This window comes from Helicobacter bilis (assembly GCF_900198365.1).
Classification (GTDB): Bacteria; Campylobacterota; Campylobacteria; order Campylobacterales; family Helicobacteraceae; genus Helicobacter_A; species Helicobacter_A bilis_B.
In genome coordinates, this window is record NZ_FZMS01000023.1 from 37,995 (window position 1) to 50,961 (window position 12,967).

At 35.3% G+C, this 12,967-nt stretch carries 12 protein-coding genes and 3 tRNA genes; 7 read left to right on the top strand and 8 right to left on the bottom strand.

Features of this window, described 5'->3' with window-relative positions:
* Positions 1–47: 47 nt before the first annotated feature.
* Both C6H08_RS03735 and pssA read right to left on the bottom strand, forming a co-directional pair.
* A complete protein-coding gene (locus C6H08_RS03735) occupies positions 48–1,472 on the bottom strand; it encodes an MATE family efflux transporter (RefSeq protein WP_199773189.1) in 1,425 nt (474 codons plus the stop codon).
* The gene (pssA, locus tag C6H08_RS03740; protein WP_034565801.1) at positions 1,453–2,241 is read right to left on the bottom strand and encodes a CDP-diacylglycerol--serine O-phosphatidyltransferase; all 789 of its coding nucleotides are present in this window, start codon (positions 2,239–2,241) and stop codon (positions 1,453–1,455) included. Before pssA ends, C6H08_RS03735 begins: the two co-directional genes overlap by 20 nt.
* A gap of 173 nt (positions 2,242–2,414) precedes the next feature.
* On the opposite strand from pssA, the gene C6H08_RS03745 reads away from it, so the two are divergent.
* The 7 genes from C6H08_RS03745 to C6H08_RS03775 all read left to right on the top strand — a co-directional run bounded on the left by C6H08_RS03745 (position 2,415) and on the right by C6H08_RS03775 (position 6,275).
* Entirely contained in the window at positions 2,415–3,107 is a 693-nt protein-coding gene (locus tag C6H08_RS03745) for a 5'-methylthioadenosine/adenosylhomocysteine nucleosidase (protein ID WP_034565803.1), read from the top strand.
* 321 nt (positions 3,108–3,428) lie between these two features.
* Positions 3,429–4,361 (top strand): polyphosphate kinase 2, encoded by a 933-nt coding sequence (ppk2, locus tag C6H08_RS03750; protein ID WP_034565804.1) that lies wholly within the window; start codon positions 3,429–3,431, stop codon positions 4,359–4,361.
* Positions 4,345–5,403, top strand: a complete 1,059-nt coding sequence (locus C6H08_RS03755) for a CinA family protein (protein WP_233708472.1) — start codon at positions 4,345–4,347, stop codon at positions 5,401–5,403. The genes ppk2 and C6H08_RS03755 overlap by 17 nt, the downstream gene beginning before the upstream one ends.
* Before the next feature lie 172 nt (positions 5,404–5,575).
* Positions 5,576–5,911, top strand: coding sequence for a F0F1 ATP synthase subunit C (locus tag C6H08_RS03760; protein WP_005217561.1), 336 nt, complete (start codon positions 5,576–5,578; stop codon positions 5,909–5,911).
* 60 nt (positions 5,912–5,971) lie between these two features.
* Positions 5,972–6,055 (top strand) — tRNA-Leu (locus C6H08_RS03765).
* 32 nt (positions 6,056–6,087) lie between these two features.
* A tRNA-Leu gene (locus C6H08_RS03770) sits at positions 6,088–6,174 on the top strand.
* 24 nt (positions 6,175–6,198) lie between these two features.
* A tRNA-Arg gene (locus C6H08_RS03775) sits at positions 6,199–6,275 on the top strand.
* A gap of 801 nt (positions 6,276–7,076) precedes the next feature.
* On the opposite strand, the gene C6H08_RS11860 is transcribed toward C6H08_RS03775, so the two are convergent.
* From C6H08_RS11860 to C6H08_RS03805, 6 genes are all read right to left on the bottom strand, one after another.
* Positions 7,077–7,235: a hypothetical protein gene (locus C6H08_RS11860; protein ID WP_158656798.1), complete on the bottom strand. Its 159-nt coding sequence runs from the start codon at positions 7,233–7,235 to the stop codon at positions 7,077–7,079.
* Between the two features lie 256 nt (positions 7,236–7,491).
* A complete protein-coding gene (locus C6H08_RS03785; RefSeq protein WP_034565805.1) occupies positions 7,492–8,511 on the bottom strand; it encodes an aspartate-semialdehyde dehydrogenase in 1,020 nt (339 codons plus the stop codon).
* Positions 8,512–9,568: 1,057 nt separating this feature from the next.
* A complete protein-coding gene (locus tag C6H08_RS03790) occupies positions 9,569–10,138 on the bottom strand; it encodes a hypothetical protein (RefSeq protein WP_034579568.1) in 570 nt (189 codons plus the stop codon).
* 555 nt (positions 10,139–10,693) lie between these two features.
* Positions 10,694–11,278, bottom strand: coding sequence for a hypothetical protein (locus C6H08_RS03795; protein WP_004088416.1), 585 nt, complete (start codon positions 11,276–11,278; stop codon positions 10,694–10,696).
* Between the two features lie 30 nt (positions 11,279–11,308).
* Positions 11,309–11,908: a hypothetical protein gene (locus tag C6H08_RS03800; protein ID WP_034565808.1), complete on the bottom strand. Its 600-nt coding sequence runs from the start codon at positions 11,906–11,908 to the stop codon at positions 11,309–11,311.
* Between the two features lie 90 nt (positions 11,909–11,998).
* Entirely contained in the window at positions 11,999–12,562 is a 564-nt protein-coding gene (locus C6H08_RS03805; protein WP_034565809.1) for a DUF4156 domain-containing protein, read from the bottom strand.
* Positions 12,563–12,967: the final 405 nt, after the last annotated feature.

Here is a 12,967-nt window from a genome sequence, read left to right on the forward strand (position 1 = left end):
AATATCACATAGACTGCATACAAAAGATAAAAATAGAATCTTTATAGCTATTTCTCCGAACGCTTTGTAGTATAGTATAAAACCACAACACTCACGCATAAAGCACAGCATTGTGATATAGGATAGGCGATCCATGCACCCATGATTCCATAATAATGTGTCATAAGTGGTAGCAGCACAACAATGAATGCAAGTGTGTAAGCTATCGTTACGACAAAAGAAGCTAGGGCTTGTTGTAATGCTTGCAAGTAAAATGCAATAATTAAATTCACACTCAAAAAGACATAGCCAATAAAGTAAATATTGAGTGCCACCCCGCTTTGTGCCTTAAGCTCTAAATCCTTTAAATATAAGGACACAACAAAATCACTAAAAGTAAAGAATAAAGCGTATAGAACACAAGATAGCCCCAACGCTACATAAATATAGAATCTTAGAATCTCTCTCAAACGATTAAAAAGTCTCATGCCATAGTTAAAACTTGCAATAGGCTGTATAGATTCTGCAAGGGCTATCATAATGGTAAAAAAGTTAAATCCTGCATAAAGAATAACACTATATATCGCAAGGGCAGACTCACCGCCAATATCTTTTAGAATCTGATTATAAAGCCACATGACAATGCCTACACTTGCTTCACTTGCCGCATAAGGTGAGCCATATTTTATCGCTCTTCCAAGCAGATTCCAATTAAATACTTTTACAAAATATAACTCCCCGCTTTTCTCACAGATAAAGGGTAGTGCTGTGCGTATTTTATTGGCTAGATTTTTATTAAAAAAGCCAAGTAATAATGCCCTATGTTTAGATTCTATATAATGCCACAATAGCACAAGAGAGCCGATAATATGCCCTAAAGTCGTAGCATACGCACTGCCGATAATGCCAAACTCCCATACAAATAAAAAGAGATAGTTAAATATCACATTGCAAATCGCCCCAAGAAACATAGCAAACATAGCAAGGCGAGGGCGTTTATCATTGACCACGCATATATCAAGCACAGGATGTAATATGATTCCAAAAAGTCCCACACAAGTCCCACGCAGATAATCGACCGCCATATCATGCACATTTTGTGTTAAACCCTGCGCAAAAAAGTCAATTACAGAACTAGCATACGCATAGCACAAAACACCAACTAAAAGCGATAAAGGAAAAAGCAAATACACAATACTACTAAAAATAGCCCTAGCAATATTTGCCCTACCTTTTGCAAGATAGTAGCTAATAAGACTTGCTCCACCTAAAGAAAACATAAGCGAACACGCCATCATAGAAGGAAATAGGGGCCATACTACAACGATTGCTTTCATAGCGTCATCACCAAGCTTTTTATTAACAAAAATGCCATCAATGGTGGAATAACTAGCCATTGCAAGCATGGCTAAAAGCATGGGGATAAAGTAGTTAAAAAAGAGTTTTGGGATACTATCACTTGCTAGATTGAGATTACTCTTTGCGTTCGCCATTATCCCCCTTTATCTCTTCAATATCTTTCTTTTTCATTGTGATTCTAAAAAGCACGATAAAAATCCATCTTATAACACCATAGATTATATACGCACTTAAAAGCACACAAAGGGCTAAAGATGGCTGGGCGATAACAAATGCAAGGGCTATTAAAAGCATGATGAAATATTTTAGATTCCATTGCACCTTTTTAAAGCTTGGATAGCGGATATTACTCACCATAAGAATAGCAATAAAGAACGCAAAGATAAGAAAAACATAGGTATTTGTGCGTAAAAACTCAATCCAGCCAAAAAAACTCACCTTTTGATGTTCCACCACAATAATCCATAAGCACACAATAGCCGCTGCTGAAGGGATAGGAAGCCCAATAAAAGAATTTGTCTCAACATTTGTTGTAATATTAAATCGTGCAAGTCGAATAGCCCCAAGCACCACAAATAAACCGCTAATTGCCACACCATAGCGACCATAATCATGCCCTACATAAAAATACAATAGCACCGCAGGGGCAACACCAAAGGCAACAATATCAGCAAGAGAATCAAACTCTACCCCGAACTTACTCGCTGTGTTTGTAAGACGGGCTACACGACCATCAAGCCCATCTAGCACCATAGAAAATAAGATATACCAACAAGCCGTTGTAAAAGCCTTAGAATCTGCTTGCACCAAACCCTTATGTGCCATAAAAATAGCCATGACACCTAAGAATATGCTACCTGCTGTGAAAAGATTTGGCAGGATATAGCGGGGACTAATTTTCATAAATATTTCCTTTTATAAGCATATAAATACATTGAATCTAAAGAGTTTTAAAAAGCTTAATTTTAGCATAGTTTTAGATAAGTTGTTACTATTTCTTATAGTCCTAATTTTTATAACACAAGGATTCTATATTATGTTATAATCAGCATTTTAATTTGCAGAAAAGGAAAAATATGACAATAGGTATTATTGGGGCTATGCGTGAAGAGATTGTGCCGCTTTTAACACTTTATAAAGAATATGAAAGCATAGAAATCGCTGGAAATGTGTATTACAAAATCACATATAAAAACGCAAATATTATTATCGCTTATAGCAAAATAGGCAAGGTGCATGCAGCAATAAGTGCGACTACCATGATACTACGCTTTGGCTGTGAAAAGATTATTTTTAGTGGTGTTGCTGGGGGATTGGCAAAGGGGCTAAAGGTTGGAGATTTATTACTTGCAACAAAGCTATGTCAGCATGATGTGGATATCACTGCCTTTGGACATGCTATGGGCTTTATACCTGAAGGTAAGCTTTTTTATGAAAGCGATAAGCATCTATGCGACATGGCAAAAGAAGTGGCAAAAGATATGGGGCTTAGTATAAAAGAGGGCATTGTGGCAAGTGGAGATCAATTTATCGCAAATCAGCAGATAAAAGATTCTATCGTAAAAGAATTTAATGCAATCGCAGTAGAAATGGAGGGTGCAAGTGTAGCCTGTGTGTGTGATAATTTTAAAATCCCATATTGTATCTTCCGCTCTATTAGTGATAGTGCCGATGGAGAAGCTAGTCAAAGCTTTGATGAGTTTTTAGAATCTAGCGCAAAGATTAGTGCTGATTTTGTTTATAAGATTGTGGATAAAATCCTGCTTTAACAACCGATTGTTATAGTTTAGCCTTGTTAAGATTCTGTAATATCATGAGAGTGAATTTGTATAATTTCAAAGGCTAATCATGTCAGACAAAGTCTAAAATGAGCAGAGTTAAAGCTAAATTATGAAGTTTAATATTTAAATTCATAAAATATAGGAATTTACACAATCATAAAGCACAAATAGTTATAAATAAAGACAGATTCCGCATTATTTATCCTAAAAATACACACCTACACACTCTATCACGGCTATTTTAAGTAAATTTTAATAAAATATTGAGTACGCTATACTTTTTTTTACTTTAAGATAAAGGGGCTTATAATGAGCAAAAAGCAAATTGTCGTTCGACCTGAAGAGTCAATGGATCCACAAGAAGTGTATAGCAAAAAAAAGGTGATTAACAAACGCCATTTGTTTAAAAATGACTTTTATGAGAAAGAGTTGCGTAAGCTAGAAATCGAGCTTGTGAAATTGCAAAATTGGGTTAAAAAGACAAATCAAAAAATTGTCATTATAATGGAAGGTAGAGATGGTGCTGGTAAGGGTGGCACGATAAAAGCGCTTACTTCTCACCTTAATCCTCGCGGTTGTCGCATTGTCGCACTCAATAAGCCCACAGAGCAAGAAAAAACTGAATGGTATTTTAAGCGTTATATCACTAATTTGCCATCTGGTGGTGAAATCGTATTTTTTGATAGAAGTTGGTATAATCGTGCTGGTGTTGAAAAAGTTATGGGATTCTGCACACAAGATGAGTATAAAGAGTTTATCTATCAAGTGAGTAATTTAGAGCAAATGCTTGTCGCAAGTGGCACAATGATTTTTAAATACTTCCTTAATGTTTCGCAAGAAGAGCAAAAAAGACGCATTGAAAGAAGAAAAAATGATCCATTGCGCATGTGGAAATTAAGCCCTATTGATGCAAAGTCTTTGAGCTTATGGGACGACTATACAGAAGCATTTGAAAAAATGTTTTCACGCACACATACACCATATAGCCCTTGGATGATTGTAGATTCTAATGATAAAAAGCGTGCAAGACTAAATATCGCAAGGGATTTGTTAAGCAAAGTGGATTATGAAGATAAAGACCAAAACTCTGTATGTTTGCTTGCTGACCCAAATATCGTGCATTTATATTCGCAACAATCAAGCTTTATTAAGAAGAATAAAGACTTTAAAATCTTTGATAAAGAGAAGGATAAAAAAGATAAAAAAGACTCTAAAGATTCTAAAAATGATGAGAAAAAGTAAATCTCATTTACCTAAAAAACGCGTTATGAAAGCATTTTCTAACGCACTTAAAGCATTCAATACAGAATCTTCATCAAGTGAAAATAGGCTGGGTGGTAGTATCTCTAGCCACCATAAGAACAAACAGAGAGACACTTCTTTATCGCATTGCACCATAAAAGATTCCAATATGCAAACCCACACAATTGATAATAATGAAATATACTTTGAGATTATAGGCTTTGAGCAAAGTAGTGCTATGCAGATAATCTCACATTATGCTATGGATTGTTCTGTATCCTTGAGGCTTGCAGATTCTGTGCCACTGCATTCTAGTCTTATGAGTGAAAATTGCGATAAGTTAGCAAATAAAGAAAATCTAGCCAAAAATAGCAACAACGCGCTACCCGCCATATTATCGCAAGAATACGGCATAATAGCACAAGGTTCTACACAGAATCTAGACACATTTTTTAAGATTCTAGATTCTCTATTTGCAGAGCGACTTGTAAAGGGCGATATCGCAACTTTTGTGGTAAAAAAACTACAACAGCATAACTACAAACTCTGTGTTGCTGAATCTTGCACAGGTGGAGTTTTGAGTGCGATGATTACAGCTATTAATGGTGCGAGTTCTGTTTTTAAAGGCGGGATAACGACTTATAGCATTGAATCTAAACAGCAGATTCTGGGCATAAAAGATTCTGTATTTAGAGAGCATAGCGTGTATTCACAAGCTTGTGTAAATGCGATGGCAAGAGGGGCGATCGACTTATTTCAAGCCGATATTGCCATTGCTACAAGCGGATTAGCCACACGCGATGATAGCCCTAATAATTTCTTGCATTTACCCGCTGGTATGGTTTTTACCTGCATTCTCATACGCGATAGATTGCCAATAAATATTGCCTATAACTATTTATTAGATGCAAATATGGGGGGCAAAGATTCTAAAAACCCCACCCTTTACACTCCGCACACACATATAGATTCTAGAATCTTCGTGCAGAAAATGGCTAGTTTGCAAGCCTTGCGTTTGCTTTTAAGCGCCCTTGCGAGTTAATATCAAGATTTTGACATACCCAATGAAATTTCATGTTATTTTATTGTGGTTTTTCTGTTAATATTTAGCAAATTTTAAGGTAAAAAAAGATAGAATAACCCCCATGCTTTGCAAGTAGGGGGGCATATCCGAAAACAAAAGTGTGAGTTTATTTTATTAATAAGGAATGAGTATGAAAAAGCTTCTTTTATTCTTTTTCGCATGTGTTGGTTTTGCACTAGCTGCTGATGCAAAAGCTGGTGTAGATGGTATTAATGGTGCTGATTTAGTAATGGCACTTTCTGTTCTTGCTGGTGTTGTTGGCTTGGGTATTGCAGCCCTTGGTGGTGGTATCGGTATGGGTCATGCTGCTGCTGCGGCAATCTCTGGCACTGCTAGAAACCCTGCATTAGGTTCTAAATTGCAAACAACAATGTTTATTGCAATCGCTTTGATTGAAGCACAAGTTATCTATACGCTTGTATTTGCTGTTATTGCAATTTATGTGAATCCTTATCTTGCATCTTAATTGTTTGTATAAAGATTCTTAAAACTTTTTAGTCTCCCTTTGTTCTAAAGGGGGATTTGTGCGCTGGTGGTGGAATGGTAGACACACCATCTTGAGGGGGTGGCGGGGCGACCCGTGTGAGTTCAAGTCTCACTCAGCGCACCATCTTCAAATAGAATGATTAAAACCACCATATAGCCGGAGTGGTGAAACTGGTAGACGCGCTAGACTCAAAATCTAGTAAGGGCAACCTTGTGTCGGTTCGAGTCCGACCTTCGGCACCATTCAATTCAAACTTCATTAATTTTGTCCTGATAGCTCAGCTGGATAGAGCGTAAGATTCCTAATCTTAAGGTCATGGGTTCAAATCCCTTTCGGGACACCACTTGATTTATATAGCTTATCGTAACTTTTTCTTGTTTTCAGTCAAAGCAATTTTGTTGATTTTAATATGGGTTGTGTTACTTTATCGACTACATTTATATCTTTCCATGTTTCAGGAAATAGCTATCTCTATATTCTTTCTTTTACATCTTTATAATTGCTTTTAGCTGGATTATTAGCCTTATCTAATTGTTCTTTTGTTAATAAACCATTGCCTACTGACGCTTAACCCGGCCTTATTTCGTTCTATATTGCAGTATTATACAAATGCTTATAGTGTTCTTTACAAAATCCAGCTTTTCTTACATAAACTTAGCAATACTATCATTCTTTTTTGTATATAGGCTATCTTGTTTATTGTTGTCTTACAATCTAAACTCTAAAAAATCGATTCAAGCGATATGGAGTCTGGATTCTAGTAATTGTCATGTTGCGTGCAATAAAACAACTAAGATTTTAGAATCAAAAGCGATATTTTGCAGACGCTCAAATCATGACAAAATTTGGGTTTTAATTCAAGGCTTAAAACAGAATTTAAGTTTTAGCTAAAGTTAAATCTAGCGAGTGTTAAGATAGCTTTAAAATCAAGCGTTATTTAGAATCATTACTAAGGCATATTTCTTGTAAATACGCAATTGATTTGCTAATACTATTAAATCTATCAATCTCTTCTAAATCTTTATTTGTTAAGGTTTTATTATTAAAGCTTACCGCTTATAAACTTATCACTATCTGCTTTAATCAGGGCTAGTAGCTTTTTATCTTCTGTGTAGAGTTTTATATCCCATTTCTGCTATTGTTTTTAAATGGTGTTTTGTTTTAGATTACCATTTTCAGAATCATATTTTTCAACACATCCTTGCATCTTATTCTCTTCACTTTCACATTCCTTAAGATTCTCTGCATAGCCTATGCTGCATGTAATGATAGCACTTAGACCAAGTTGTATAAAATATCTCATAGTTTTCCTTTAAAGTAGCCTATCTCGCTAGAATGCGTGCCATTTTACAAAAAAAACAAATCAAGGTATTTTATCTACTTGTTTAGTTTTGTATGCTTGAGTTCAGGCGTCCATAAAAGCTATCTTATATGTTAAAAGTGTGGAATCTTAGCTAATCTTTAGAGTAGCTACTAAAGATTAAAGGGAGATTTATCTATTGTGTATAAGTCGCATTAAGCTTTGTGGTGAATGTTACATAGGTTATTAATAATATGTGTTACAGGGCAATCCACTTCTCAGCGATACGCACGGCATTTGTCGCCGCGCCAACACGCACTTGGTCTGCTACGCAAAATAAATGTAAAATGCGTTTATCATAGTTATCCACTCTTATCCTACCTACAAAGGTCTCATCGGTATCTGTGGCGATGAGTGGCATAGGGTATTCATTATCACTTGGGCTATCTATCACTACGACACTTTCAGCCTTTTTTAGAATCTCTCTCGCCTTGTCTGCATTCACTTCATCTTTAAAGCGAATACTTAAAGTTTCGCTATGACTGCGTAAAATCGGCACTCGCACACAAGTCGCTGAAATCTCAAAATTTGCGTGCATAATCTTTTGACTTTCATTTATCATCTTCATCTCTTCTTTTGTGAAGCCATTGTCAAGGAATGTGTCAATATGGGGGATAAGATTTAGAGCGATTCGGTGTTGAAAGGCTTTTGGGATAACAGAATCAAGCTCAAAAGCAAAGAATTTCTGCATTTGCATGATGAGTTCTTCCATACCTTTTTTACCCGCTCCGCTTACCGCTTGATAGGTGCTAACATCCACTCTCTCAATGCCAAATGCCTTATGCAAGGGGGCTAATACATGCACCATTTGTATGGTAGAGCAATTTGGATTTGCAATAATTGTAGAATCTTTTTTAATATCCTCTGGATTTACTTCAGGCACAACAAGCGGAATAGAATCTTGCATACGAAAAAAGCTCGTATTATCAATCACAATTGCCCCAGCTTTTACCGCACTCTTAGCAAATCTCTCGCTCACACTCCCCCCAGCACTAAAAAACGCAATCTCTACACCTTCATCTTTAAATACAGAATCTGTTGTCTCTAAAACCTTTATTTTTTGATTTTTAAACTCTATCCTATCACCAGCACTACGCGCACTAGCAAGTGGGACTAGCCTTTTCACCGGGAAGTCTCTCTCATCTAAAATCCGCAACAACTCTTCGCCAACCGCACCTGTAACGCCTACAATGCCTACTACATATTCTTTTTTTGTCATATTTATCCTTTAATGTATTGCTGTGTTTTATGAATTTTATAATTATAACCACAAATAATGCAAATTGATTTTACTTTTATGCGACACAATTGGTGTAGCATGTTTATAAAAGTCATATCCTTATGCTTCAATTTGTTAAAAACTTGCATAGATTCTATTAATGTATCATTATCGCTATATAGTCACTCGTATTGTTAGTCAATAAATCTTCTTCTGCGATGTGCTATTTTGCTTTTACAAATCTTCGTGATGAAATGCGACAAAATAAGTAAGATTCTCCATGTAAAATCCTCTGCAAATTATTGCAACTCTTTTTTACTAAGTCCTGCATTAAGTTTTTTACCCACACATTACATAGCCCTGCAATCCTTTTTCATCATCTCTTCAAACATCGCCCTATTCATATATTCGTGCAAAATTTGCCCATCTTTCGCACACCATATTTGCCAATCTTGCCCCGCTTTTACAGGCAGATAAAAAATATATACCGTGATTTACTCGCACTTAAATATGCTTGTTTTAGCCTTTGTATCTTTTGTTTATAGGCTTCTTTTTCTATGTTTTGAGATTTACTCACATTCACACTTTTTACTTCAAAAATGTGGATTCTATCTCCCCTGTCTTTAAATATAAAGTCTGGGTAGCTTGCGCGTTTTCTCTCATCATAATATTCATATTTTATATTTGATTTATCTATAAAGTTTTTGCCAAAAAGATAGATTTCTCCTCATTATCTCTATGCCTTTAGCACAATCTTTAGCAAGGCTTTTAAGGGTTTGACACCACTCTTTTTCCGCTTGAGAATCAAGCCCAAATTCATCATTTTCACTGCCCCATATCCAGTCTCACTCCCTGCACTCTCTTCATAGAAGCTATACGCATATTCGCGTATTTCTACACACTTAGATTAAATATTCACCATAGTTTTCTACCGCTCTTTTTACTTTATTTTTAATAGAATCTAAATTGAGAGACTTTAAAGGTAGAAAAGATTTTTTGTAAATTTAAAGCATGTTGTGTTATTGTTGGAATATAGTGATTGATAGGGAATATAGTGTTATTGTTGATTGCTGTATGGTTTATCAGCGATATTATAAGTTGTTGGGGTGCTTCGTAAATTCTGTGTTTGTAGGCTTTTTATGTGCTTGTGTTTAAGTTTTATTATGTCGCGAATATCTTCAAAAATAGCATACAATACTGGATCTGTTGCGTGATTAATGAAATTTCCCTCTGCATATTCGCACAAATCTGTGGAATCTATATAGTGAATTTGATATGCATCAAGCAGATTTTTTGGAACATAAGCTTTAACTTTTGTGTAAGATTCTAAAGACAAAGTTTGTTTTAAAATTGTATTGTTTTGGATAGTTTTTAATAGTGTTTTTGCATGAAATTTATTAAATTCCATGCATGCAGGATAATTATTAAAAGTGAAAAGCAGCTCTTCTTTGTCTCGTCTTGATGGCATGATAGCAATAATATACTGACGCATTTGTGGTATAATGAAGTTTTTCAACAAATGCAAATTATATGAGTTTTGCAAAAATAGTAGTGCGTTTGGGGCAATACACTTTTCTTTAACTTTATTTGCATTTTGTGTCAGCAATATATCTTTAAAGGTTTTCATAGTGCGTATTATAACACATTTTTTTTCTGTATTTTTACTTTGTAGTGCAGTGTTTTTCTTACATGCTTGTGGATATAAGAGCGATCCATTTTGGAATGAGGCTGAAAAGCAGGATCTATTGTTACCTTAATTGAAATTGGGTGCTTTTGGTTATCGAGAATTTGTCCATTTATCATGAAAACTATAGGGCTTGTTTGCACACTCTCTTATGAAAGTTTCTTAGCATTGCAATGTCATTTTTACTTTTTTCTCGATTATATATTACAAATACTCTAAACATTATTACGACACAACAATTTTTAATCATCTGTGAATCTACACACAACAACATATAGAAAGCAGACTGCTGTCTATCAAAACAAAAATTAAATACAACAGATTAAAACAAAACAAATAAAATACAAAAAGCTAAAATAAAAAAGTAGTATATGAAAGATTTTAAGCGAAATAAAACACCTCAAAACAACATGTTACAAATCAAAGCCCTAGATTTTCGAGAAAATCTAGAATGGCAATGCGAATCAACAAGTCTTTAAAGAGGCAATAGCATGGGGATTATCTTGTGCCACACTCAAATACATTAGCATGGATTCTGTAAGTGAGAATTTTGCCATTTTGAGGAATTTTTTCCCAAGCTGTACAATCTTTCTCTTCGTATTTACCATCACTTACTCTCATTTCACAAGTCATAGCTTCTTTTGTCAATTTAAGTAAAATTCTGCTGTCTTCATTTACCAATTCAGAAGCGTGATTTCTTAAATCATTTGTTGCACCTTCTCTAATATCTTCGAAAGAAGGTGGAACTTTACCATCAGAGCTATCTTTACCTTCAACCTCACCAAGTAACTTACAAGTATAAGGAATGCTATATGCTACAGCAATCCCTCTTGCTTCCTCATTCAATCTCTTAGGCTCATACGCTGGAAGTTGAGGCACCTTAACATAAGGTGCAACTTTTGTTACAGTAATCTCTCTTGCAGCATTCACTGTAACTTCAACTTCTTTGCTATAATTCACCTTACCTTTTGAACCGCTGTAATTTCCACCTTTCTGCTTTGGTTGAGAAGAACAAGCAACCAAAAGAGAAACAGCACCTACTGCCAAACCTACTTTAGCAAAACTATTAACTAATTTCAACATTTTTCCACCTTATAAAAATAAAATCAAAGATCATCTTGCACCGCAATCAAAAACATTAGCATGGATTCTGTAGTATAGAATCTTACCATTACTTGGTATCTGTGTCCATGTTGTGCAGTCTTTTTCATCAAATTGATCGCCCTCATTGCGAAGTTCGCAAGTCATAGCTTCTTTAACTGGGGTAAGCACTATTCTATCTCTTGAATCTACAAGATCCATAGTGCCGTTTCTCAAGTCATTCAAGGCACCTTCCCTGATCTGCTCGAAAGAGGGAGCAGCTTTACCATCAGAGCTATCAATGCCTTCAGCCTCACCCAACAACTTACAATTCAAAGGAACGCCATTTACAACAGCTATACCTTTTGCATCATCAATAAGTGGTTTTGGCGTATATTGTGGCAATCTAGGTAACTTATAGTATGCATCACTTGAACTTTTTGTAATCGTAAGCTCTCTAGCAACATCGATATTTTCGTTTCTTTCTTTCAACGACTTTGAATCTGTTGTTTGAGTAGAATAAGACTGCGCATCACTGTCTGCCTCGACACCAACAACTTCATCTGCCAGAGCAACACAAGAAACAACACTTGTAGCAATCAAACCAGCTTTTAGCAAATCTTTAACCAACATATTAACCCTTTATATTTAAATTTTCAATTACTCTACCGACATAGACTCCCACATTTACTGGGAATCTACGCAACCAAACACAAGTAATACTTACTTCTCGCCACACTCAAATACATTAGCATGGATTCTGTAAGATAGAATCTGCCCATTGTCCGGTAGTTTATTCCAAAGAGTGCAATCTTCTTCTTGATACTTATCTTTCTTTGTTCTCATTTGGCAAATCATAGCTTCTTTAGTAACAGAAAGCATTAATCTTTGACCACCTCTTACAAGATCAGCAGCTTGATTTCTCAAATCATTAGTTGCACCCTCTCTGATTTGCTCAAAAGTTGGTCCAGCTTTACCGCTTGCTTCATCTTTACCTTCAACCTCACCCAATACCTTACAATTGTAAGGAACGCTATACGCAACAGCTATGCCTCTTGCATTCTCATTAAGAGTTTTTGGCTCGTATGGAGGATGCTGAGGATCAATAGCATAACCTACTGCCTTATAAACAGCAAACTGACGAGCATTAGGCTCAAGTTCTTGAGAAGCATACTTAGCATTTTTGCTTTTCTTTGGATCTCCAGAGCAAGCCGCCAACATTAAAACAGAACCTGCCACTAAACCAACTTTTACAGAATGGTTCAAGACTTGTTTGTAATTCAACATTTTTACACCTTTTTAGTAAAATTAAAAACATGATAAGCATGACTAGCACACAGCACAATGTTTTTTATCCCGTTATGCTATCAAAAAAAATAAAAAAAATCAAGTAAAAGCTATAAAAAATATGTAGAATAGCTGAAATTTACAACCGATTAACACAAAAATGCTTTAAACATAAAATAATTTATCTAAAGTCATCGGCTTTAATCTTAATGTTATCTAGGATTATCCTGGATAATAAAGTCAATTTCTCTCGCAATATTGCGGAAACAATAATAATGTAGCAAAACTGCGCTAAAAAATAAAATTTAAATCTCACATAAACATAAATTAAAACAAATTCCAAAACACAATTCCTCCCAACCCCTTTATTAAAAACATAAAATTATTATGTATAATGCAAAGATC